Origin of the sequence: Anabaena lutea FACHB-196, from assembly GCF_014698305.1 — a bacterium.
GTDB classification, from domain to species: Bacteria; Cyanobacteriota; Cyanobacteriia; order Cyanobacteriales; family Nostocaceae; genus Anabaena; species Anabaena lutea.
Genome location: NZ_JACJST010000003.1, coordinates 145,052 through 169,449, shown reverse-complemented (window position 1 = coordinate 169,449; position 24,398 = coordinate 145,052). Strand labels below are relative to the sequence as shown.

Here is a 24,398-nt window from a genome sequence, read left to right as displayed (position 1 = left end):
TTTTTTCCTAAATTTTGGGTGGAGGAAATGATACATGATATAGTTTTCGACTTTTAATAACCTGTTTTACATTTGAGGTTGTTGGCAACTTTTGGGGATAAATATGGATAGTTCTTCTAGCAAATCTTCTCCTCAAACCCCAGCTGATGCAGATTTGATATCCAATCATCAGCCAGAATCAGAAACTTTACCAACTTTGACTGACGCAACTATCCAGCGGGTGCGGGAAGGTGTAGCTGCGGCAAGCGATCGCACTATTCGTCATACTATAGAAACAACTCTCCTTCAGTTATCTGCTATTACTCAGGAACATTGGGAACCGCGAGTTAATGCTAATATCAGACGTTGGGTAGTGCGATCGCTCATTCATTCCCTATTCTGTGTCAAAGTCGAAAATATTGAAAATATCCCCCCCACACCAGCTATCTTAGCTGCTAATCATCTTCACCACATCGACCCATTGGTTTTACTTGCAGAAATTCCCACCCAGCCCCACTATTATATTCTCGGTGATGCTCGCACTCTCTATAACAAATGGTGGAAACGCTGGATTTTAGGTTTTGCCGGTGGTGTTATTCCTTTAGAAAGAATTTGGGGTGAAGAACAGGCTGTTATTGCTGCTGCTAAAGCCGGACGAGATGATTTACAAGAACTTGCTCAAGTTATTAAAGATACCGTTAACCCTGGTGGAGATATCCAGACTATCCGCCGCATAGACCGCATTGTGGCCGCAATTTTAGCCCGTGGAGATGGGCTGATGATTTTTCCTGAAGGACGACTGGGAACTGCTGAGGGTTATTTGCATCCTTTCAAACGCGGAACTGTAATTTATGCTTTGCGGGCTGGATTACCAATTATTCCCATAGCATTAATTGGTACTCATGACTTATTTTTGAGGAAAAAGTTAACAATTCGTGTGGGTGAACCTTTATATTTTCCCCCAACTACAAGGCCGAAGCGTCAGGAAATAGATACAGCTTTGGAAGCGTTACAAGAAGCGATACAGGCTTTGTTACCTACAGATTATCAAGAACCACAGGGGATAAAGTTGTTACAGCGTTTCTTGAATCGGATGTTGTTGTAAAAGGAAGTAAAAATTCAAGATTTTTTCTCACGCAGAGGCGCAGAGGCACGGAGAGAAACAAAGAGTGATTTATTCTGCTTCCAAAAATCCTTTGATGGTTTCTGCTGGAATACTAAAAACAGGATGATTAAATATCGCTTTTAATGCTTCTAGTCCACCAGCTTTAAGTGCCGCTATTAATCTGGTTTTTAGTGTTGGGTTGCTTTTAATTTCTTGATGAATTGCGTTTGTAATTCCTTCATTTGTAGATGTTTGGTTATTTTTAGATAATTGATGAAGCAGTTGTTGGATTTCTGTGGCTGCTTCTGCTAAATTCTGTTTTTGTTCTGGTGTGTAATTATTTTGATTAAATGTGACATTACTACCAGATTGGGCTGTATCTAAAAATTGGTTATTTGCATTTCTTTGGTCATATTTAGATTGATAAGATTCTGACATTGAATTACTCTCTGAGTTTACGTGGTTATGAATATTAATTACATTAAATGATTCTTTTTTCTGGTTGTCAAGTTCATTTTGTAACGGTGTAACTGGGGTTTGCCGTTCTCGATTTAATTCTTGTGTTGGTAAATTTACATCATCAATTAACCTGCGAACATCAACCATTTCAAAACTATTTTCGCACTCAATCTGATACCGCCCCGCATACAAACGCTTGCGTAATGATTCTAAAGTATAAGCATGAGGTGTCTGGCTTCCTTCACATTCTTTGCAGTTACAAGGAACAAGAGTATCATATTTCAAACGCTCAAAAGAACGATGAATTTTATCGAGTTCGTGTGTGATAACAGTCAACAATTCTTTTTTACGACTTCCGACTACACGGATTTTAATTTCTTTTTGATTGTAGTTTTCAATCACTTCAGCACGAGTTTGATATTGGTTGAGAATAACGCCACTTCTCCAAGCAAGTTTTTGTTCTTCAATCCAAGGGTGTGTTTCGACAATTAAGCGAGTGAGAATACCTTTGGGCATGAATTCGTATTTGTAGCGTAAAATTAAATTATGCGATCTATCCCAGTTGTATTCAGGTTGATTAATATCGAGTAATTGGGGGGCAATATATTTGCCATAACAATGAGGAATTGGGTAACAAAGTTTAAACCGCATCATCAATTGCAGCAATTCATCTCTCACGTCGCTATATTCATCATCTTTCCAAATTTCTGCAAGATTATCTTGAGTAAAACATCCTAAATTTTTAATAACTTTTTTATTATCCAACACTTTGTAAACTGCCGTAGTTCCCCACTCTGGTTTGAGGATAACATAATGTTTTAGTGTCGGGTCATCTTGAAAATGCAAGCAAACACCAAGATCATGTAAATAGCCACTTAGCAAATCCATATCCTTACGGTTAGTTAAATTATTGAGTCTGCAAAGATTGTAATATTTTTCACGACTAATATAGTTGTGGGAATCATTTTCTAAGTCAGAACGTATTTTCACCCAGGTTTTTGGTAGAGGTGTCCCAACATGGGGAAGTTTGGCGATGTATTGCTGAATAGCATCTTTAATTACTGTTAAGCCGCGATTAGTAGCTAAGTTGGTAGCTAAAACTTCTTTAAGATTTAAAAATTCTCCCCGCAATTGGCGTTCATTGACTTCGCATTGACGTTCTTGTTTTTCGTTTTTAATAATGATAACTGGACTATTATCACTCAACAGTTCAACAACTTTTAGCCAATAATAAAAATCAGTATTGTCTTGGCGTGTATCCGCAACTAAAGTATAAAGAGAACGTTTAGTCAGAAAAAATTGATGGGTTTGGTGATAGATTTCTTGTCCACCAAAATCCCAAATATTAACTCTAAATTCATTACCATCATCTAGGTTAAATTTCCACTGTATGACATCAATACCTTCGGTTGATTTTTCATCTGATAGAAGTTCATAATTTTCATTTTCAATTTTCTTTGCTAAAGAAGTTTTACCCGCACCTCCTTCACCGACAATTAAAAATTTTGCTTCATATAAACGTTCAACGGCTTGTTCTAGCTGTTGCCGATAAAAGTTAAGAATTGCTTTTAATCCTTTTTCTCTTATTTCCGGTGGCAGATTGCTTATTTCGTTGTCTCGAAGTTCAAGCCTTTTTAATTTGGAGAGTTGTCCTATTTCTGCTGGCAGACTGCTAAGTTGATTGCGACTGAGGTCGAGGGTTTGGAGGTTGGAGAGTTGTCCTATTTCTGCTGGCAGACTACTAAGTTGATTGCGACTTAGGTAGAGGGATTGTAGGTTGGAGAGTTGTCCTATTTCTGCTGGCAAACTGCTAAGTTGATTGCTACTAAGGTAGAGGGATTGGAGGTTGGAGAGTTGTCCTATTTCTGCTGGCAAACTGCTAAGTTGATTGCTACTAAGGTAGAGGGATTGGAGGTTAGTGAATTTGAGTATTTCCCTTGGCAGATTGTTGAGTTGATTGTTGCTGAAGTCCAGGGTTTGTAGGTTGGTAAGTTCGACTATTTCCCTTGGCAAACTGCTAAGTCGATTGCTACTAAGGTAGAGGGATTGGAGGTTAGTGAGTTTGAGTATTTCCCTTGGCAGATTGTTGAGTTGATTGTTGCTGAAGTCCAGGGATTGGAGATTAGTGAGGTTGAGTATTTCTAATGGAAGACTGCTGAGTTGATTGCCACTGAGGTAGAGGGATTGGAGGTTAGTAAGTTTGACTATTTCTCTTGGTAAACCGCTGAGTTGATTGCCGCTGAGGTAGAGGGATTGGAGGTTGGTGAGTTGTCCTATTTCTCTTGGTAAACCGCTGAGTTGATTGCCGCTGAGGTAGAGGGATTGGATGTTGGTGAGTTGTCCTATTTCTGCTGGTAGATTTCTAAGTTGATTGTTACTGAGGTAGAGAGATTGGAGGTTGGTGAGTTTAAGTATTTCCAATGGAAGACTGCTGAGTTGATTGCCACTGAGGTAGAGGGATTGGAGGTTAGTAAGTTTGACTATTTCTCTTGGTAAACCGCTGAGTTGATTGCTACTAAGGTTGAGGAATTGGAGGTTGGAGAGTTTGACTATTTCCCTTGGCAGACGGCTGAGTTGATTGCCAGTGAGGTTAAGTTTTGTTACACCATCTCTTGCTGCTTGTTCGATCGCTTGTAGTAGTTCTGCCTCAGTCATGAACAATTACTGAACTGTGATTACTAGAGTTTACCAAACAGATGTCGCAGTTTGAAAACCGCTATCAGGTAAAAAATTACGCAACAGCGCCCAAATTGTTATAGTCTATACGTAAATTCCCTCATAACTGACTCAAGATGCAAATAGACTTTCATCATGGTGTCACCTACGTAGTAGCGCGACTAGCGGGTTTTGACCATGAGGATGCTAGTATTGTCGCTTACTGCGCCCAGTATGTAGATGATGCTATCAATAGCGGTTTAATCCGATTTGATAATGGTGCGATGTTTACCCGCATCAGTTCTGCCCACAAAATGCTAGATTATCGCAATTTTCAGGAGTTAGCAATTCATCATGTTTGGATTCCTTTTCATTTTTTACCTGGAAATGGCGGAAAACCAGCAGGTGAAGATCCGGAAGGGAAGTTTATCGAAAAGTTGATTTGTCGTCCTAATAGTCATGTCGCACAGCAAATGGTGAGGGAATGTATCCAACGCCGTGAAAGTGCTTATAGTTTACATCGTCTGGGGATTACTATGCACGTTTATGTTGATACTTGGGCGCATCAAGGTTTTGCTGGTGTTAATCATCGAGTTAATGAAGCGAAGAAATTACTTGATGAAAATGACCAACCAGATCGTAATTTGATGGATAGATTGAAAAATTATTTTGTCAGTGAGGCTTTACCTTTAGGACATGGTGCGGTTTTGAGTCATCCTGATAAGCCGTTTTTACGTTGGGGTTATATTAACGGTAGGGGTGAAAAAATTAGCCGCAATAATCCTGAAGATTTTCTGGAAGCTGCTGATAAGATGTGTAAAGCTATGCAGCGTTATTTAAAAGGTGATGCTGATGCGATTGTTCCAGGATTACCAGAACCAGATAAAAATTTAATTGCCTTGATGTTGGCTAATATTAAAGATGTTAAAGGTCGTGTACGACATCAAAAATGGTTAAGTGCGATCGCACAAGGTCAATTTAGTTTTGGTGCAGCTAATATTAGTTATATTCCCAAGGGTAAAGATTCCTGGAAGTACCTGGCTTTGGGAACTGAAAGCCCGGTTGATAAAGATAATGAAATTTTTCCCTATCATCCCAGTTTCCTAGTCAGCAATTGGAAATTATTTCACGATGCTTTACAAGCACATCAATTCTATATTATTCACGATTTGCTACCCCAATATGGAATTTGTGTCGCGTGATAAGAAGGTAAGAGGATATATACTAAAAGCGGTTGGAAATTTTACTTTTAAACGCAGAGGTTCGCTGAGGTAAACGCAAAGTGACGCAGAGTTTTTATTGAAGTTTTCGCGTAAGGATTTTGTTATCCTCATAAAGTCGAGATATTAACGGTTTTTAGTATAGTACGGTTTTTCAAAAATCAAAAAATCAAATAAGAATCCTCATCTTTAATCCTGCTAATCCTTAAATCCTGTAAATCCTGTTCGTGAAACGTGGCGTAAGCCATTTCTGACATTTTCACCTTACTTGCAACAACCCTTTAAAGAAGTAAATCATATTCATAAATATCATTTCTAGCCAAAGCATAACATGATCTAACCATGCTAATATTTGCTCTAATGGGTGTTTTTCATACCCTAAAAATGTGGCGGTAGTTTCTATCCAATCTGGCTGTGCTTCATATTGATCTTTTTCGGATTTTATCTCAATTTCAACTTGGGAACTAGAAGCTACTTTGGCAAATTTCTTACTTCTTAATAAATCCCGTCGTGATTTTGATGATAATTCGTAATGAGTATTTTCTGTGACTAAATTAGTATCGGAATTTGGACTGACATTTTTAGAGTCTAATTCTATTTTAGCGAATAAGTCATTCCATGTCAACCAATTATTTAATTTATTGAAATTATTTAAATCGGCTGCTGACAATTGATTATTTTGATCAACTTGATTTGATGGTTTACCTGGTAATTTTTCTGGAGTTGGTTGAGAATCAATGTTTTGAAGATTTTTACCACCAAAAAAGTAATTTATCGCAGCTGCAATTAATTCGGAAATATTCAGAGTCTGATTTTCCAATTCACCAGGATTAATTGCTATTTTTCCTCTGGCTTCTAGCTGTTCTCTCCCATAAATAAAAATATCAAACTGAGTTTTAGCAACTTGAATAATTTTCTGACTGCGCTGTTGTACGGGTACTAAAGCCTGAGATTCTAATTTAGCGATAACTGTATCTATTAACGCCAAAAATTTACCAGGATAATCTTCTATATGTACTGGAATTTTGGTTTCAGCTAAATCTGTTAGGTTTGGGGTATCATTAGTAGTTAGCTTTGATAAGATGCGGTTGATTTCTGGTAATAATTTCTGCTGTTGTTGAATTTCAGCTAATTTGAAAAAATGCCAATATTTAGCAACTTCGCTATTAATTTTATTTGTTAATTTTTCCTGCTGTTGAATTGTCAAAACATCTAGAATTCTGTTATCGTTGCTCACAAGCACCAAATGACGATTTTCCAATTGTGCAGCAATTCCTAGCACTGTTGGTATGTGGTGCTGAAGAGTTTTTTCTGGTTGTAGAGATTGAGGAAGACGAGAATTTTTTAACCACCCTAGACGTGTAGCTGCTTCCCGCAAAGTATCACCCAAAAACGCCAATGGTTTGACTTTTTGTGAACTTTGTGAATCAGCAGCTGCGGCAGATGGTAAATTTTTAACTAACTCTAGTACCTGCTGAATAGGTGCGTCAGCTGGTGGAGGAGTTTCTGGTGGTAACTGTTTTCCAGCAAGTTCATTGGGCTGAAACATCTGGTACAGTGGATAAAGTAGCGCTTCGACACTCCATTTAGTAGCAACTTGCAAATTTCGGAAGGAGTTTTCCCACTGTTTTGTCAACCGCTGAGAATGCTGGTTGAAAAATTTAAAGATTTTACTTTGATAAGGACCGGAGGAACCAGAAGACATGGTAGAAATTTGTTAGTTTGAGTATTTTTGAGTTTTGAGACTCCCACAAAACTGTTACTTATCGTCAGTCAATGATATCAAGCCTGTTTGAATATTTATCATATCGTTGGGGTAGAGAATAGGAAAACAGATATTATCACTAATTAGCCGGACTTGATATAACATCATGATAATGGAAAATAAGCTCAAGTAAGTTTAATTTAGACAATCCCAAACCCGAACCTCATTTTTACATTAATTGTTAATCTTTATTGATTATGACTCTATCTCTATCCCATACTAAATATATATCAGACGCAATTGAGAATTTACGTGCTTGCTGTCAAGTTAATATCCAGTCTTCTTGGTTGTATCAGCAGGTTGACTGGGGAATTACTGAAGTAATCAATTCGGATTTGTCTCTTTGGGAACCTGTAAATCTAAATGATAAACTACATATTCCTTGGAAAGCGGGAAAACAAGTGTTGTGGTTGGTGCAAAAATTAGTTGTTCCCCAGGATTTACAAGGTTATGATTTAACAGGTTTATGTTTGCGGTTGGCTTTGGTTTGGTGGGCGGATGCGGCGGAAATTTATATTAATGGTAAGTTGGTATTGGTTGGTGATTTGTTTGATTGTTCTCCGCGAGTGCTTTTAAGTCCAGGGGTTTCAAGTGGGGAGGAGTTTGTTGTTGCTTTGCGGTTGGTGAGTCCGGGACATTGTGATGGGGCTTTGGTGCGATCGCTCCTCGTTTACGAGTCTTTAGATTATAATAGGTTAGATCCGGGTTTTTTGGCTGATGAGTTGGCTGTTGTTCAAATATTTTTGCAGCAGTTAGCACCTGATAAGTTACCTGGTTTGGTTGCGGGGATTGAAGAAGTAAGGAACCGCAAAGGGACGAAGGAAGAAGGGAAGAAGGAAGAGTGGGAAAGGTTTCTGTTAAATATACGAGAATCTTATCTGTGTTCATCTGCGTTTATCTGCGTTTCAAAATCTAAAATTCATTTGTTAGGTCATGCTCATTTGGATTTAGCATGGTTATGGCCTGTTGCTGAAACGTGGAAAGCCGCAGTCAGTACTTTTGAGTCGGTTTTACGTTTACAGGCTGATTTTCCTGAGTTGGTTTTTTGTCATACTACTCCGGCGTTGTATGCTTGGGTTGAGGAATATCGTCCAGATTTATTTGCGGAAATTCAAAACCAAGTTAAAGCGGGAAAATGGGAAGTTTTGGGTGGGTTTTGGGTGGAACCGGATTTGAATTTGATTTCTGGTGAGTCTATTGTCCGTCAGTTATTATATGGTCAGCGTTATTTTCAGGAACGGTTTGGAAAAATATCTCCTGTGGTTTGGGTTCCTGATACTTTTGGTTTCTGTGCAACTTTACCTCAGTTTTTCGCAAATGCGGGAATTGAGTTTTTTGTGACTCAGAAGTTACGCTGGAATGATACTACTAAGTTTGATTATGGCGCTTTTTGGTGGCGATCGCTTGATGGTAGTCAAATATTTAGTTTTATGTCTGCACCCATAGGCGAAACTGTTGATCCTGTTAAAATGGCAACCTATGCCTGTGATTGGGAAACTCAAACGGGTTTACATGATTCTCTTTGGCTTCCCGGTGTCGGTGATCATGGTGGTGGTCCGACTCGTGATATGTTGGAAATAGCAAGGCGTTGGGAACATTCCCCCATTTTCCCCAAGTTGGAATTTACAACTTCGGAAAAATATCTCCAACAGATAAAATCCCAAAGTCACAATTTACCTGTTTGGGAAGATGAACTTTATTTAGAGTTTCATCGCGGATGTTATACTACCCACGCAGACCAAAAACGCTGGAATCGCAAATCTGAAAATCTTCTATATGAGGCTGAGTTATTTGCAACTTTAGCAAATGTTGTCTTTGGGGTGCAATATCCTCAAGATGAAATTGAAGCTGCTTGGAAAAAAGTTTTATTTAATCAGTTTCACGATATTTTACCCGGTTCTTCCATTACTCAAGTTTATGAGGATGCTTTACCGGAATGGCAACAAGTGGAACAAGTGGGAAATAATATCTTAGATGAATCCTTGAGTGCGATCGCATCTCATATCACTTTACCACAACCACCCCAACCCCATAGCATACCTATCATAATTTTTAATTCGCTCAACTGGCAACGTTCCCAAGTCGTCAGCGTTACTTTACCCCAAAATAACCAAACCTGGGAAATTTACAACATTGACGGAAACCAACTTCCGTCCCAACAAAGCGAAGACTCTTTATTCTTTCTCGCAACTGTTCCATCCATAGGATATCAAATATATTGGCTTTCTCCAACATCCGAAAATCCCCATATCCACAATTCCCAACTTCCCCAAAACTGGATATTAGAAAATGAATATTTGCGAGTTCAGGTAAACCCCGAAACCGGAGACTTAAAATCTGTCTTTGACAAAATCCAACAACGGGAAATTTTAAATGGTGCGGGAAATCAACTTCAGGCTTTTGAAGATAGCGGACAATATTGGGATGCTTGGAACATTGATCCCGATTATACCACAAAACCTCTACCTGCAACGGAATTAAAATCAATTCAATGGCTAGAATCTGGAGAAATACAACAGCGTTTGCGGGTAGTGCGTCAACTGGGAAATTCAGAGTTTTGTCAAGATTACATTCTCCAAACCGGTTCACCACTTTTGAAAATTGCCAATACTGTAAATTGGCAAGAAAATCAAGTATTAGTGAAAACAGCATTTCCTGTCAACGTCGAAACCGATTTTGCAACTTATGAAATTCCTTGCGGTGCAATTCGGCGTTCAACCAACCCCCAAACCCCCGCAGAAAAGGCAAAATGGGAAGTACCCGCTTTACGTTGGGCAGATTTAACCACAAACACGGAAACCGGAAAATACGGAATTAGCTTACTGAATGATTGTAAATATGGTTACGACTGCCGCAGCCATCAAATCCGCCTCACTTTGCTCAGAAGTCCTAACTGGCCTGACCCAAAAGCTGACAGAGGTATACATGAATTTACTTATGCTTTGTATCCTCATGTAGATACTTGGGAAACGGCACACACTGTTAGATATGGATATGAATTAAATATACCATTAAAAGTATTAGTTAATCCACCAAATCAAAAATCTGCATTTAACATTTCTCAAAGCCAAAGTTTTCTGAATTTATCAGCAGATAATTTGATTCTCATGGCTTTAAAACCCAGTGAAGATCATCAACAAAAAATCATAATGCGCTTTTATGAATGTCACGGAAAAACAGCAGAGTTATCTTTACAAAGTGATTATTTCAGTTTAGGAACAGCAGTTGATTTATTGGAAACACCGATAAATCAAGAAATTGAGAAAATTGCTCCTTGGAAAATTAGTACATTCGAGTTAAAAAAGAAACTATGAAAATTACCAAAAACATTACTAATTGGCTAGAAATCCACGCCTCATCACCTACCTACGGCGGTTGGGTATTAATAGGCGTTGCTATTTGTTATTTAGGCGCTGCTATCAACACGATGGCGGGGTGGTTATATGTAATTAGTGGGGTTTGTCTTGCCCTTGTGGGTGTATCATCTTTCTTAGCACCGCGATCGCTCAAAAATTTAATTGTTAAACGCTCTCCTATCCCACCAGTCACCGTTGGCGACGAAATCACCGTTGAGATAGAAGTCCATAATCCCACCCCAACACCTGTCACCTTATTGCAAGTTGCCGATATACTTCCCTTCATTTTCGGCCAACCAGTCAAACAACCAATTGACACCATTGAGGCAAAAGACTCTCACCGTTGGATATATTACCACCCGACCCAACGCCGAGGCTTGTATCGTTGGGAAACAGTAGAATTGGCAACTGGTGCGCCTTGGGGCTTATTTTGGTGTCGTCGTCAGCGAGAATGTCAAGCCAGAGCGATTGTCTATCCCACAGTTTTACCTCTAACCAACTGCCCCCTAGTTGATGACATTGGGCAAAATGAGAGTCAAAAAAATGATCCTCGTGGTGTACCATTACAATTAGCTGCAACAGGATTAGTGCGATCGCTCCGTCCTTATCGCATTGGTGATCCTACCCGTCTCATCCATTGGCGTACCAGCGCCCGTTACGGCGAATTACGAGTCAGGGAATTAGAAGTTATCACAGCAGGACAGGAAATTATTATTGCCCTTGATAGTGCAGCTAATTGGGAAGAAGAACAATTTGAGCAAGCAGTCATCGCTGCCGCCTCATTATATTTTTATGCCCACCGCCAAAAATTACAAGTAGAACTTTGGACAGCAGCCACAGGTTTAGTCAAAGGTGATATTCCCGTTCTGGAAACCTTAGCAGCAACCAACCCCCTAGAAGAAACAAATACACCACCAGATAACTACCCCTTAATTTGGCTCACCCAAAACCCCAAAACCCTATCCGAGTTACCCCTGGGCAGTCGTTGGGTTTTATGGGAGAATATAAATCCATCCTCAGAACAAGTCGTAGTTAATCGAGATTATCCTGGCATCATCCTCCAGAGTGAACAAGAACTGCAACTTCAGTTGCAAAAACCATTACAATAATTCGTAATTAATAATGCCTCTTTCAGAGGAGCTTCGCTAACGTAATTCGTAATAGTGCCTACGGCAGGCTACCGCTAACGTAATTTGTAAAATTTACCCTCGCCTCCTGCCCCTGCCCCTGCACCCTGGCTGATGTACAATGCAAAGAAATATTTAAAATTATGAGCGTCCGAGCCAATGATTCCATCAGAAGTTAACACTAAATCCAGCGATAAAAGCCTAGAGGCAATGCGGCATTTTTCCGAGCAATACGCCAAGCGGACTGGAACGTACTTCTGTTCTGAACCTTCCGTTACCGCAGTTGTGATAGAAGGACTAGCCAAACATAAAGACGAACTCGGTGCGCCTTTATGTCCCTGCCGCCACTATGAAGACAAAGAAGCAGAAGTCAGCGCTGCCTATTGGAACTGCCCCTGTGTACCCATGCGAGAACGCAAAGAATGTCACTGTATGCTGTTCCTCACCGCTGAGAGCGACTTTGTTGGTGACACACAAGAAATATCTCTCGAAACCATCAAAGAAGTGCGAGAAAGCATGGGATGAGTGAAAACCTGCCTCAAGAGTTTTGGCAAGGCGTAGAACAGTTCAACTCTGGGCAGTTCTACGCTTGTCATGACACTTTAGAAGCCCTGTGGATTGAAGCAACTGAACCAGAAAAAAGTTTATATCAGGGTATTCTGCAAATCGCTGTAGCACTCTATCACCTCGGTAATCGCAACCTGCGAGGAGCAATGATTCTATTGGGAGAAGGTAGCAATCGTCTGCGACGCAACCCAGCCAGTGACTACGGCATCAATGTGGAAAAATTATTAAATCAGAGTGTGGAATTGTTGAAAATACTCCAACAAAGTGATCCCGAAAAAATACTTAGTAGTGATGGGGGTGAAAATATAGCCCTGCTTTTACCCACGATTTCTATAACTAACTGAATTAGCATCAAGAAATACCAAAGATAATTTGTGGGTTTTTCCTGAATGAAACCTTCTGGGGAGAAAAACGTCAATAGTCTTCAGTAGCCAGCAAATCCAGCAAATATTTATCTACAAATATTCTTAATAGTAGATTTTATTTTTGGATAAACTGCTGGAGATAATAAAGCCGTGGACAGGGTGGTTAGGACATCAATTGATAATGAAACTCCCACGACAAAAGGGTTTTACTCCTGACTCCTGACTCCTGCTATAAGAACATAACTTCAAATTTTCTATCCCCAATTGCTATGATACCTCCCTATCAATTACCAAGTTCACAAATACGGCGCTTTGGGTTAGCCTTGATGCTACCAGTCGCACTGTTGGGAGCAATTGCCTTCCCTAGCCAAGTACAAACTGCTACCGCTCAATCATCAGGGGGAAATCGCCCACTCACTATCCGCTCTGATGTGCAAGAATATGACTCTAAAACCCAAGTAATCACCGCTCGTGGTAACGTGCAGATGTTGTATCCCGCTCGCCAGTTGCAAGCAACATCTGCCCAAGCACAATATTTTAGTAAAGAACGGCGAATTGATTTCAGTGGCAACGTTTATATTTTGCAACAAGGTAACAATAGTATTCGGGCGGAGAAAGTAACTTATTTGATTGATGAAGGCCGATTTATTGCCTTACCCCAGTCCAACCGTCAGGTAGAATCTGTCTACATGGTGGATGACGCTAATGTGAACGGACAAACTGCTAAACCTGCCCCAAAAACACCAGCCCTCAAACGTTCTAATTAATATCTACCACCTCAGCAAGACGTTAATAGTGAAAATTGTTTTAGAGAATATTCACAAATCCTACGGCAAGCGCGTAATTGTCAACCGTGTTAACCTTTCTGTTGATCAAGGTGAAGTTGTTGGCTTACTCGGACCAAACGGAGCCGGGAAAACAACAACATTTTATATCGCCACAGGCTTAGAAAAACCTAATCAGGGAAGAGTTTGGTTGGATAGTTGGGATATTACAGGAATGCCAATGCACAAACGGGCCAGATTGGGCATTGGCTATCTGGCACAGGAAGCCAGTGTTTTTCGCCAACTCTCAGTCCGGGATAATATTCTCCTGGTATTTGAGCAAACTAATGTGCCACGATGGGAGTGGTCGAAGCGGTTGCATAATTTATTAAGGGAGTTTCGCTTAGAAAAAGTGGCAAATAGTAAAGGTATTCAACTTTCTGGGGGTGAACGACGAAGAACTGAGTTAGCCAGGGCTTTAGCCGCAGGGAGAGAAGGTCCAAAATTTCTCTTTTTGGATGAGCCATTTGCGGGAGTTGATCCCATAGCAGTTGCGGAAATTCAGGAAATTGTGGGACAATTGCGCGATCGCGGTATGGGTATTCTCATCACCGATCATAATGTCCGCGAAACCCTGGCTATCACTGACCGTGGTTACATTATGCGGGAAGGACAAATACTGGCTTTTGGTACTGCCGATGAACTTTACAATAACCCACTCGTGCGGCAATATTATTTAGGTGATAACTTTTTCAACTAAATCAACTCAAGAAATGGGAAACAAGGAATAGGTGATAGATTTTTTCCAATCTCATTTATAGCTTTCTGAAATTTAAGCTGCATAGAATAAGATTTCCAGAACAATTAACCGCAGATGTACGCAGATAAACACAGATGAATTAATCGACGATTGGATGATTCTGTGCAAATTCACATTAAATTGGTATTTAGGTTTTTTATGTGATTTTTAATCATCAAATATTTAAGATTTTGTCAACATATAAATTCCTATATATAAATATATTCAAAAATCTCTAATGCACAAAAGTTGTTACTATTTAAATTTTCCAGTTACTTATGATATCTAAACAGATTAAATCTTTTTACAGCCTCAGTTCACTGCTGCCTTTTTCCATCATGGATCGCTATTTGGCTATGCAGTTGCTCCCTCTATTTCTCTTCGGTGTCGGGGCGTTTACTTCTGTAGTATTGGCAATTGATAGCTTATTTGAATTATTGCGAAAAGTAGTGGAATCAGGGCTACCAGTTACTATTGCTCTGAAAGTTTTTTTATTAAAGCTGCCTTATGTCATGGTTTATTCTTTCCCTATGTCCACCTTACTTGCTACTTTGATGACCTATAGTCGTCTTTCTAGTGAAAGTGAACTAATTGCCCTGCGTGGCTGTGGGGTAAGTGTCTATCGCATGGTATTAACTGCTGTATTATTAAGCAGTTTAATCACAGGCATGACATATGTTTTTAATGAGCAAATTGCACCAGCGGCAAATTATGAAGCAACTCGTACCCTAGAGCAAGCACTGAAATCAGATCAACCTTCATTTAAACAACAAAATATTTACTATCCTGAATACCGGGAAGTTAAAGAAGCAGATGGGAGCAAAAATAAAATACTTTCACGCTTGTTTTATGCTGACCAATTTGATGGTAAGCAAATGAAAGGTTTAACAATTATTGACCGTTCTCGAGAAGGACTGAATCAAATTTTAGTTTCAGAATCTGCCCAGTGGAATGGCTCACAACAAGTTTGGGATTTTTATAATGGTACTATTTATTTAGTCGCTCCAGATAGTTCCTATCGCAACATTTTGCGGTTTGAACATCAACAATTACAACTACCCCGTACACCTTTAAATCTAGCAGAAAATAGCCGAGATTACGGGGAAATGAATATTTCCCAAGCCCTAGAACAACTAGAAGTAGAACGCCTAGCGGGGAATCCCCAAAAAATTAGAAAATTAGAAGTACGGATTCAACAAAAAATTGCCTTTCCTTTTGTATGTATAATTTTTGGTTTAGTTGGCTCCGCAATGGGAACTATACCTCAACGTACTGGGAGAGGAACTAGTTTTGGTATTAGTGTCATAGTTATTTTCACTTACTACTTACTATTATCAGTTTCTGGGGCTTTAGCACAGGCAGGTATTCTCTCTCCCTTTATAGGTGCTTGGTTGCCCAACTTTTTTGGTTTGGGAACAGGTTTATTTCTATTGACGCGAGTCGCGCAAAGATAAATCAGTCCTATTGACGGTGTAAAAAAAAGTAAATTTTTGAGTCATAAAACTTTATCGTTAATGACTAATAACTTATGAGGGGTTAAAATGATATCAGTATTCAATATATTTATGCTTTTCATGAGCTAGTATCAGGTCGCATCAACTTGTATGAGTTTGTTACTTAATTCAATTACCAAAATTATTATCTCATGCCACATCGTCACTATCCTCCTGCCTACTTACGCTATTTCAAAGCCAGGTTGTCCAATTTCTTGCGTCCTAGTTTTTGGGGAACAGGAATTTTTTTATTGGTTGTATTAGTGGGAATTCGAGAATATTGGATAAATCCAGAGCTTTTTACTAAAATACAAACTAAAAAAACTGAGGAGAAAAGTGCTGTTGAAAAAACTGCTGACACTTCACTTTCAGATGAAGACAAAGCTATTGCCGCAGATATTGATAATATGCCGAATTTTTTGACTGATTTTGAACAAGCGGCTTTATCTGCAAATGTAACTCCCTTCCCAAGTAAAATTAAGTCAAATAATAGTGACTTTTTTGTAGAGGATTTAATTAATAAAAAAAATACTGCTGATGAAGGAAAATTTAAGTCTAGCCTGGGGATAACTAATAATATTAGCTTACAACCTGAAAAAAATCCTTTTGTGGTGCAGTCTGAAAATTTATTAAAATCTGACAATCGTGATCTGAAAACTCAGTTTTCTGATACGAATAACTTGCCGATATCTCCAGAACCAACAGCAATAACAGATGTCTCTAATTTGAATAATGCATTAACTAATCAGACTACAAATAATCAAAGCACTGTTGTCATTAGTCCTTTAGAAGCAGCAATCAAAAAATCTAGTAATACGCAACTAAATCCTTCTCTTAGCAATGTAGGAGTAAGCCCAATTTCACCGACTAACAACTTACCTAATCAGGGTTTACCCTCTGGTTCGATTATGGGCTATAATCAACTAAAAATAACTAACTCACCACAAAATTCCTACGGTAATTTGAATAGCATTCCGACAGCACCCAATGTAGTAACACCAACAACAGGAACATCTGCTGTACTTAATAATACTTATCCTGTGCAAGTTCCCAGTCAAGGTGTTGTCAACTCAACGGCTCCAGTCGGATATGGAATTAATGCTAATAATAGTTTACAACAGCCTAGTCAATTACCGCAATCTAATTTAAATTATCCTGGCCAGGTGCAACAGTATCCTAATGGTTCTCAAAGGTAAACGTGAGGATATTTAATTTGATCAATATTTAGATAGATATGGATATTCATGAAATAAATGTTCTGACGATATAACTACTATATATCGTCTTCAGTTAATTCTGCAATTTTCATGTAGGAAATACAGATGATAGTGTTATTTTAGTTGATGTATTTTTCACAATTAGATTTACCAGTTAAAAAACAACGTTTTAATCCCAAGGATAATGTTTGAATAAAGAATCTTGACTCAGGTAAATCATTAAATATATTGTCTATACTATCTGGTGTGATGTAATTCAGAGCTTGTTTTTCTATTTCTTCGTCTTGAGGATATTCGGTTTTGTACAATAAGATTTTCCACTCCCGTGGAGTTTTGCCATAATTTTTATTTAATTCCCCTTTTGCAGCAGCAACAATAACTTCTATTGAAGGAAATGTTGCTAAAGGCATAATTATAGGTAAATATTTTCTAGGATATCCATTTCTAGCTTGAATAGCATAAAATTTTTCAATTGATTCTCTCAAAATATGTGATAAGCTGATTGCCCAAGTATCAAAATATTGATTTTTATCTTTAAGAATATGTTCGGTATCAGTAGTTATTAAGAGAATATCGCTATAGCAGACTTCTACATTATCATTAAACTCTTCACAGGCAGCGAGTATTGTAGCACATATATTATCTCTTAGTTGCATTGCTGTTTCACTTGGCAGATAATGCTCAACAGCATTTTTACGACAGGCATTTTTGTATTTTTGAACATGATCAAAAATATTTTTTCTAATCAGTGGTATGGCATTAATATTTATATTTTCTGATGTTTCTTCCAACAGAATACATTCGACAATTTTACCAAAAACCTTATAGTCAGTTAGCCCGTCTCCCACGATTCCCACATTAATAATATTCATTATATTTTACCCAATTGTCCCTGAGTACCAAAGTTCGGCTAACTGATATTTCGGTATTTTTATTAACTGTTTACCTGTGTTTTCTTCAGTTTCATATTCTACTTCATCATCTTTAATTGCTCCAATTCCCACCAGGGTATCAAGTGCAGTATTTAAGTTTCTGACATCGCTTTGACGACTACGTTTATCTAAACGGACTGTATAAACATGATCAGGATGTTGATTAAATTCTCTTAGAACAGAGGGACTGTGGGAAGTTAAGATAAATTGTGATGTTGTAAAACCATCTTGACTAGGTGATGTTGCTTGCCAAATCCAATTCATCAGTTGTTGTATATTACCTGGATTAATACCATTTTCTATTTCTTCTAACATGATTAAAGCAGGTGGTCTTCGCAATGATGCAAGCAAACTTATTGCAGCAATTTTCATAAAGCCATCTGATACAACATCTGGCATAAATTCTTCAATAGTACCCTTACGTCCCAAATCAAATTCCCAAATTAGACTGAAACGAGTTGAGTCATAACGAACTCCAATAAAACTTGTATCAACAGTCCTCATTTTTGCAATAAATGATGAAAATATCCGTTGTTCTTTTTCTTTTACATGACGGAGAATTGATTGAAAGTTCTCTCCTCTTTCTCCCAAATCTGCTGGTATTTTAATTCCCAAATTTTCAAAAATATGATTTATTTCATTATCTTTTTTTTCATATTCATTTTGATTGTCTTTAATTCTTCCTTTGAGGAACGTAGGTTGAAAATGATAACTAAATGTACTGGCAAAATTAGCAAAAAATGATTCGCATATTTCTTTTATTTTTTCTTGTAAAGACGAGTATGATTGGATTTTTTGTCTTAATTCTAAGATATCTGTAGGCTGATTATAACCACTAGTAATTTCTTGAGGTATTTGACTATTAGCTAATTTCACAATTATTTTTTCCTTACAACTAGCATAACCTCTAAAATTATCATTTTCATATATTTCTATTTTATAATTAATTTCTCCATCTTCATTGTTCCATAAAATTGAAAATGACATCGGTTCTTCATTTTTCGCAAGCCTGTATTTATGTGGATATAAATCTTCCACAGCACTCACTGATCTAAAATCATGATCAGAATGTCCTCTTCCGACAAGATTAGAAAAATGTTGTATTCCTGCTAGAAGGTTTGTTTTACCAGAATTATTATTCCCAATTAACAAAGTTACTGGATATAATTCTATGGTTGTTAATTTGTGAGTTCTAAAATTCTCTAAAGTAACTTGTCTAAACATTGTAACCTCCAAAAAATATTATCATTCTTACCCTACTATTTAATTAATACTAATTAACAGCAATTTTCATGTATTTAGACCATACTCTTGATTCCTCTTTGCGCCTCTGCGTGAGACAAAAAAATGTAGTTCATTTACCCGAAAATCGCTGTAAGCTATTATTCTATTCTACATGAGAATTTAATCGGTTAATTAAAAAAATGGTGGGCATTGCCCACCCTACGAAATTAAACCAAAGCAGCTTCAGAAATTGCACCTTGCATTTTTCCGAAAGCCTCTATTAAAGTCTGCAATTGTTGTTCAGCTTTAAACACTCCTAAACCTCTTGCTGTCACCTTCCCAGGAGAATAAACAAAACGAGAACGCATACTTTCTTTTAAATTTTCTGCTAACAGATTCCAAGCTGGTTCTTCCATAGGAGTTTCTAAAACAATGTGCTGTTTATTCTCTGGTTTAATGCGACTAAATCCCAGATTTTTGGCTAATTGTTTTAATTCCATTACTCGCAATAATTGATTTGCTGGCACAGGTATAGTCCCATATCTATCAGTCCATTCAGCAGCAATTAATTTTAATTCATATTTGGATTTTGCGGTGGCTACAGCGCGATAAGCACTCATCTTTTGATCAAGATCGGTAATGTAGGTTGAAGGAATAAATGCAGTGAGATTAAGGTCAATTTGAGTATCTTCAACTTTGGGTATTTCTTGACCTCTAATTTCTCGAATTGCTTCTTCTAACATTTCCATGTACAAATCAAAGCCAATTGCGTCCATTTGACCAGATTGTTCTGCACCTAGCAAATTACCCACACCGCGAATTTCCATATCTCGCATTGCTAATTGATATCCAGAACCGAGTTGGGTAAATTCTTGAATTGCTCTTAATCTTTGTCTGGCTGCATCGGATAATTCTCTTTGTTTGGGATAAAATAACCATGCGTGAGCTTGAATGCCGGCACGTCCTACCCGTCCCCGTAATTGATATAATTGAGATAAACCAAAACGATGAGCATCTTCAATTAAGATGGTGTTGACTCGCGGAATATCTAAACCAGATTCAATAATTGTTGTACAAACAAGAATATCCGCATCATTATTTCCGAAAGTGAGCATGGTTGATTCTAACTCGCTTTCGTCCATTTGACCATGTGCGATCGCAAATCTTCCTCCTGGAACCATTTCCCGCAGATTTGCAGTGGTTTCTTCAATTCCTTCTACTCGCGGAACTACATAAAATACTTGTCCACCCCGATCTAATTCTTGACGAATTGCACTTCTGACAATTTCCGGGTTTAAAGGTGCGAGATGAGTTTGAATTGGTCTTCTGGTGGGAGGTGGAGTTGTAATTAAACTCATTTCCCGAATTCCAGATAAAGACATATATAAAGTTCTGGGAATGGGAGTTGCAGAAAGAGTTAAAACATCAACTTGAGTTTTGAGACTTTTGATTTTTTCTTTTTGATTAACTCCAAATCTTTGTTCTTCGTCAATTACTAAAAGTCCTAAATCTTTAAATTGCACACCTTTTCCTAATAATTGATGTGTACCGACAACTATATCTAATTCTCCAGTAGCCAGACGCTTTTGAATATTGCGTTTTTCTTCGGGACTGCGGAACCGATTCAGTAAACCGACATTTACAGGATAAGGGGCAAAACGTTCTTTAATTGTGTGATAATGCTGTTGAGTTAAAATTGTCGTTGGGGCTAAAAGTGCAACTTGCTTTCCTGCGGTGACAGCTTTAAAAATAGCCCGAATTGCTACTTCAGTTTTCCCAAAACCGACATCACCACATACTAACCGATCCATCGGTCTTTCGCTTTCCATATCCCGTTTAACATCTTGTACGGCTTTTAGCTGATCTGTGGTAGGTTGATAGGGGAAAGAATCTTCCATTTCTTCCTGCCAAGGCATATCTGCGGGATAGGAAAAGCCTTGTTGTTGCGATCGCGCTGCATACAACTTTAACAAGTCTACCGCTAGTTTTTTAATCGCTTTACGGACTTTGTTCTTCGTATTATCCCAAGCTTTTCCGGTCATTTTATGTAATTCCGGGGCTTTATCTCCACTGACGCGAAAACGAGACAAGGAACCAACTTGGTCAGCAGCAACTCTTAACAAACCATCGGCATATTGAACAACTAAATAATCACGGGTTTCATCATTAATTGTCAAACTTTCTAACTTGACAAATTTACCAATTCCATGACTACGATGTACAACAAAATCCCCTGGACGTAATTTGTTGGGATCAACTTGTTTAGATGCAGCTTGACGACGTTTACGGACATAGCCAAAATTAGCTAAAGAATGTTGTCCGTAAAACTCTCTATCTGTGACAATAACCAAACGGAAAGAAGGTAAAATAAAACCTTCTAATTCTGCCAAACCGGAATATTTAAGCGCGGTAGGTGTATGATTAATTTGCAGTTTATCAATAGCTTGATAATCGCGGGGATTGGGGATAAACTGCGCGGGACAATCGTGTTCTTGGAGGAGAGAAACCGAACGGGAAGGTTGAGCCGAAAGTAACCAAATCGAAAAATTGCGATCGCGCTCAAGTCTAATTGTCTCAGCTAACTTGGCAAATTGGTGAGGTGTCACCGGTAAAGGTCTACTCGCTAAATTGAGACCACCATTTTCTTCAGCCAATTCCGATAAATATAACTTGTTAAAATTGCCAGCTTCAGCTATGCACTCATCAAACGAACTATGAATTTTGGGTAATTGGTCATTTTCTCCGTTCCCGGTTAAGAGTTCCCACTGTTCTTGGGCATTTTCCACCCAGCGATCGCTATGAGCATAACATTGTTCTGGTTCGTCAATGGCAACGAGAGTCTTTTCTGGTAAATAATCCAGCAGAGAAGCCGGTTTTGCAAAAGCCAAGCCTAAAAATCGCCGACTACCTTCTAATAGTCCAGAGTGCTGAGTACCGAGTACCGAGTCGGGATTTAATTCAGGATGTAGTGATTGGAATTCATCGCTATCTTTAAGTGCGTCTAAAATAATCGGTGCAAAGCTAGTAGGAGTCAGAGTTATTTCATTAATCCTATCCAGTGCAGAACGCTGAGTAGAGGGGTCAAATTCCCGAATTTGTTCAATATCATCTCCAAACCAATCCAAACGCACAGGTAACTCAGAGGACACCGGAAACACATCAACAATATCCCCGCGTCTACTCCATTGTCCTTCCGTTTCCACCAGCGGAACTCGTTCATACCCCAGCATGGTGATTTTTTTGCTAAAAGCATCTAAATCAAATTCCAGCCCCTTCTTCAAAGTCAGACAGAAAGATTTAAACACTGCTGGCGGTGGTAAATGTGGCTGTAAAGCGCCCACAGTCGCAATAATCGCCATTTTTGGACTTTGCCTGGTTTCCCCGCCCCTACTGACCAAATCAGCCAAAACCTGCATTTGACCCCAACTTAGTTCATTTTCTGGGTCAAAAGGTTCATAAGGAGAAGCTTCAGATGTAGGGTAAAAGTGGACAGTTTTCCATCCCATTGCTTCCATTTGCGCGAAAACCCGGCCAGCTTCCTCTAGAGTGGCACAGACCACACACAAATCCTTGTCTTCCTGGGTTGCTAAAGCTGAAGCTACCAACCCCTTCGGTAGACGTGAAATGCCATTTAACCGCAATTCCTGTTGTTTGTTGAGTTTAGTAATTAGTTCTGCTGTGAGAGGCAATCGCGCCAAAGCACGCACAATAGAAGAAAAAGCCATAAATTCTTAGCTTAGTTGGAAAGTCGTTATATCAATTCACTTCATCAACGCTACAAATGAATCTCCGCGTCCCCGTGTCCCCGTGTAAGAGCGTCTGTCCATTTGTATCAACCTTAAAGTAAAACGGTATTAGGGGATGAAAAAATCTATAAGAAGTTTATGTTAACTATTCTAAAAGGGTTAACAGCCGCTTTGCGAATAAAAGGGCATAATCATAACTACTACTTTATGTATACTCATAGCATTTATAGAAACGTCTTTAATACTAGATACTAGGGTTTGAGCTACCTTCGCTCTTTTTAACGGCAATTATCAACAATGTCTTCCATCACTTTTGAAATTTTAATCATTTTAGTGCTAATTTTCGCCAACGGCGTATTTTCTATGTCCGAAATGGCCGTAGTCTCAGCCCGAAAAGTTAGACTACAACAGTTAGCTAATCAAGGAGATGTCAACGCCAGGGCTGCATTAAAACTAGCAGACTCGCCCAATCATTTCTTGTCTATCGTCCAGGTGGGAATTACACTGATCAATATTCTCAATGGTGTCTTCGGCGGTGCGACCATTGCCAAAAGACTAGAAGAGTATGTGAAGCTAGTCCCAGTTTTAGCAAATTATAGTGGTGCGATCGCTTTTGGTGTAGTCGTCTTACTGATTACATATTTTTCGCTCATAGTTGGTGAACTCGTACCCAAACGGCTGGCATTAAACAACCCAGAAAAAATTGCCGCCCTTGTCGCCGTCCCCATGCGAGCTTTAGCAAGTATAGCTTCACCCATAGTATATCTTTTGAGTGCATCTACAGATTTGGTACTGCGAATATTGGGAATTACACCCTCTACTGAACCCCAAGTAACTGAAGAAGAAATCAAAATTTTAATAGAACAAGGGACAGAAGCCGGAACCTTTGAGGAAGCCGAACAGGATATGGTAGAACGAGTTTTTCGTTTAGGCGATCGTCCTGTCAGTTACTTAATGACACCACGTCCTGATATAGTCTGGCTAGACTTAGAAGATGCCCCAGAAGAAAACCGCCAGAAAATGGTCGATAGTGCCTATTCTCGGTATCCAGTTTGTCAAGAAGGACTTGATAATGTCCTGGGTGTAATTCCCGTCACCGACTTATTAGCCCGCAGTTTTCGGGGTGAACCTTTAGACTTAACAGTAGGATTACGTCAGCCTGTGTTTGTACCCGAAAGCACCCGTGGGTTAAAAGTTTTAGAGTTATTCAAACAAACTATCACTCACATGGCGCTAGTAGTCGATGAATATGGCGTAATTCAAGGCTTAGTCACTCTCAATGACATCATGAGTGAAATCGTCGGTGATGTACCCGCAGGCCCAGGACAGGAACAACCAGAAGCTGTACAAAGGGAAGATGGTTCCTGGCTTGTAGATGGAATGTTGCCTATAGAAGAGTTTTTGGAACTTTTCGATCTCGACGAATTGGAACCCGACGAAAGAGGTAGTTATCAAACATTAGGTGGACTTGTGATCACCCATTTAGGACGTATCCCCGCAGCCGCAGACCATTTTGAATGGGAAGGTATGCGTTTTGAAGTCATGGACATGGATGGAAATCGTGTGGATAAAGTACTAGTCGTGCCAAAAACGAATCATCATGGGTAATTAGTGATAGGTGTTGG

16 protein-coding genes are annotated in these 24,398 nt (G+C 38.9%); 11 read left to right on the top strand and 5 right to left on the bottom strand.

Going from position 1 to position 24,398, the window contains the following annotated elements; genetic code table 11:
- Window positions 1-103: 103 nt before the first annotated feature.
- Window positions 104-1,084 carry a lysophospholipid acyltransferase family protein gene (locus H6G59_RS05180; protein WP_242038789.1) on the top strand — a complete coding sequence of 327 codons (981 nt, stop codon included), beginning with the start codon at window positions 104-106 and terminating at the stop codon, window positions 1,082-1,084.
- Between the two features lie 69 nt (window positions 1,085-1,153).
- Here the strand turns inward: H6G59_RS05180 and H6G59_RS05175 are convergent, their stop codons facing one another.
- The gene (locus H6G59_RS05175) at window positions 1,154-4,198 is read right to left on the bottom strand and encodes a leucine-rich repeat domain-containing protein (protein WP_190712092.1); all 3,045 of its coding nucleotides are present in this window, start codon (window positions 4,196-4,198) and stop codon (window positions 1,154-1,156) included.
- Between the two features lie 137 nt (window positions 4,199-4,335).
- Here H6G59_RS05175 and H6G59_RS05170 point away from each other — a divergent pair, with 137 nt between their 5' ends.
- Window positions 4,336-5,400, top strand: a complete 1,065-nt coding sequence (locus H6G59_RS05170) for a DUF6765 family protein (protein ID WP_190712090.1) — start codon at window positions 4,336-4,338, stop codon at window positions 5,398-5,400.
- Window positions 5,401-5,677: 277 nt separating this feature from the next.
- Here H6G59_RS05170 and H6G59_RS05165 read toward each other — a convergent pair whose 3' ends face one another.
- Window positions 5,678-7,123 (bottom strand): hypothetical protein, encoded by a 1,446-nt coding sequence (locus tag H6G59_RS05165; protein WP_190712089.1) that lies wholly within the window; start codon window positions 7,121-7,123, stop codon window positions 5,678-5,680.
- A gap of 257 nt (window positions 7,124-7,380) precedes the next feature.
- On the opposite strand from H6G59_RS05165, the gene H6G59_RS05160 reads away from it, so the two are divergent.
- From H6G59_RS05160 to H6G59_RS05125, 8 genes are all read left to right on the top strand, one after another.
- On the top strand, window positions 7,381-10,497 hold the full coding sequence (locus tag H6G59_RS05160) for an alpha-mannosidase (RefSeq protein WP_242038788.1): 3,117 nt from the start codon (window positions 7,381-7,383) through the stop codon (window positions 10,495-10,497).
- Window positions 10,494-11,648 (top strand): DUF58 domain-containing protein, encoded by a 1,155-nt coding sequence (locus H6G59_RS05155; RefSeq protein ID WP_190712087.1) that lies wholly within the window; start codon window positions 10,494-10,496, stop codon window positions 11,646-11,648. The genes H6G59_RS05160 and H6G59_RS05155 overlap by 4 nt, the downstream gene beginning before the upstream one ends.
- Before the next feature lie 177 nt (window positions 11,649-11,825).
- Window positions 11,826-12,191: a ferredoxin thioredoxin reductase catalytic beta subunit gene (locus H6G59_RS05150; RefSeq protein ID WP_016952086.1), complete on the top strand. Its 366-nt coding sequence runs from the start codon at window positions 11,826-11,828 to the stop codon at window positions 12,189-12,191.
- A complete protein-coding gene (locus H6G59_RS05145) occupies window positions 12,188-12,577 on the top strand; it encodes a DUF309 domain-containing protein (protein ID WP_190712086.1) in 390 nt (129 codons plus the stop codon). Before H6G59_RS05150 ends, H6G59_RS05145 begins: the two co-directional genes overlap by 4 nt.
- Window positions 12,578-12,867: 290 nt before the next feature.
- A complete protein-coding gene (locus tag H6G59_RS05140) occupies window positions 12,868-13,365 on the top strand; it encodes an LptA/OstA family protein (RefSeq protein WP_190712085.1) in 498 nt (165 codons plus the stop codon).
- Window positions 13,366-13,393: 28 nt separating this feature from the next.
- Window positions 13,394-14,122, top strand: coding sequence for an LPS export ABC transporter ATP-binding protein (gene lptB / locus H6G59_RS05135; protein ID WP_190712083.1), 729 nt, complete (start codon window positions 13,394-13,396; stop codon window positions 14,120-14,122).
- Window positions 14,123-14,499: 377 nt separating this feature from the next.
- Entirely contained in the window at window positions 14,500-15,615 is a 1,116-nt protein-coding gene (locus H6G59_RS05130) for an LptF/LptG family permease (RefSeq protein ID WP_190712301.1), read from the top strand.
- A 191-nt stretch (window positions 15,616-15,806) separates the two neighbouring features.
- Window positions 15,807-16,850, top strand: a complete 1,044-nt coding sequence (locus H6G59_RS05125) for a hypothetical protein (protein WP_190712081.1) — start codon at window positions 15,807-15,809, stop codon at window positions 16,848-16,850.
- Window positions 16,851-16,990: 140 nt separating this feature from the next.
- On the opposite strand, the gene H6G59_RS05120 is transcribed toward H6G59_RS05125, so the two are convergent.
- The 3 genes from H6G59_RS05120 to mfd form a co-directional block, all read right to left on the bottom strand.
- Entirely contained in the window at window positions 16,991-17,743 is a 753-nt protein-coding gene (locus tag H6G59_RS05120) for a hypothetical protein (protein ID WP_190712079.1), read from the bottom strand.
- 6 nt (window positions 17,744-17,749) lie between these two features.
- Window positions 17,750-19,027, bottom strand: coding sequence for an AAA family ATPase (locus tag H6G59_RS05115; RefSeq protein WP_190712077.1), 1,278 nt, complete (start codon window positions 19,025-19,027; stop codon window positions 17,750-17,752).
- Window positions 19,028-19,254: 227 nt separating this feature from the next.
- Complete coding sequence (gene mfd, locus H6G59_RS05110; RefSeq protein WP_190712075.1) at window positions 19,255-22,752, bottom strand: transcription-repair coupling factor; 3,498 nt, start codon at window positions 22,750-22,752, stop codon at window positions 19,255-19,257.
- Window positions 22,753-23,070: 318 nt separating this feature from the next.
- On the opposite strand from mfd, the gene H6G59_RS05105 reads away from it, so the two are divergent.
- On the top strand, window positions 23,071-24,381 hold the full coding sequence (locus H6G59_RS05105) for a hemolysin family protein (protein ID WP_190712073.1): 1,311 nt from the start codon (window positions 23,071-23,073) through the stop codon (window positions 24,379-24,381).
- Window positions 24,382-24,398: the final 17 nt, after the last annotated feature.

What these genes read in the sequence shown, in the direction of transcription:
- H6G59_RS05155 (WP_190712087.1), top strand. Translation starts at nt 10,494, where the DNA reads ATGAAAATTACCAAAAACATTACTAATTGGCTAGAAATCCACGCCTCA.
- H6G59_RS05140 (WP_190712085.1), top strand. Translation starts at nt 12,868, where the DNA reads ATGATACCTCCCTATCAATTACCAAGTTCACAAATACGGCGCTTTGGG.
- H6G59_RS05105 (WP_190712073.1), top strand. Translation starts at nt 23,071, where the DNA reads ATGTCTTCCATCACTTTTGAAATTTTAATCATTTTAGTGCTAATTTTC.
- H6G59_RS05170 (WP_190712090.1), top strand. Translation starts at nt 4,336, where the DNA reads ATGCAAATAGACTTTCATCATGGTGTCACCTACGTAGTAGCGCGACTA.
- H6G59_RS05160 (WP_242038788.1), top strand. Translation starts at nt 7,381, where the DNA reads ATGACTCTATCTCTATCCCATACTAAATATATATCAGACGCAATTGAG.
- H6G59_RS05125 (WP_190712081.1), top strand. Translation starts at nt 15,807, where the DNA reads ATGCCACATCGTCACTATCCTCCTGCCTACTTACGCTATTTCAAAGCC.
- H6G59_RS05175 (WP_190712092.1), bottom strand. Translation starts at nt 4,198, where the DNA reads ATGACTGAGGCAGAACTACTACAAGCGATCGAACAAGCAGCAAGAGAT.
- H6G59_RS05150 (WP_016952086.1), top strand. Translation starts at nt 11,826, where the DNA reads ATGATTCCATCAGAAGTTAACACTAAATCCAGCGATAAAAGCCTAGAG.
- H6G59_RS05130 (WP_190712301.1), top strand. Translation starts at nt 14,500, where the DNA reads ATGGATCGCTATTTGGCTATGCAGTTGCTCCCTCTATTTCTCTTCGGT.
- H6G59_RS05120 (WP_190712079.1), bottom strand. Translation starts at nt 17,743, where the DNA reads ATGAATATTATTAATGTGGGAATCGTGGGAGACGGGCTAACTGACTAT.
- H6G59_RS05145 (WP_190712086.1), top strand. Translation starts at nt 12,188, where the DNA reads ATGAGTGAAAACCTGCCTCAAGAGTTTTGGCAAGGCGTAGAACAGTTC.
- mfd (WP_190712075.1), bottom strand. Translation starts at nt 22,752, where the DNA reads ATGGCTTTTTCTTCTATTGTGCGTGCTTTGGCGCGATTGCCTCTCACA.
- H6G59_RS05115 (WP_190712077.1), bottom strand. Translation starts at nt 19,027, where the DNA reads ATGTTTAGACAAGTTACTTTAGAGAATTTTAGAACTCACAAATTAACA.
- H6G59_RS05165 (WP_190712089.1), bottom strand. Translation starts at nt 7,123, where the DNA reads ATGTCTTCTGGTTCCTCCGGTCCTTATCAAAGTAAAATCTTTAAATTT.
- H6G59_RS05180 (WP_242038789.1), top strand. Translation starts at nt 104, where the DNA reads ATGGATAGTTCTTCTAGCAAATCTTCTCCTCAAACCCCAGCTGATGCA.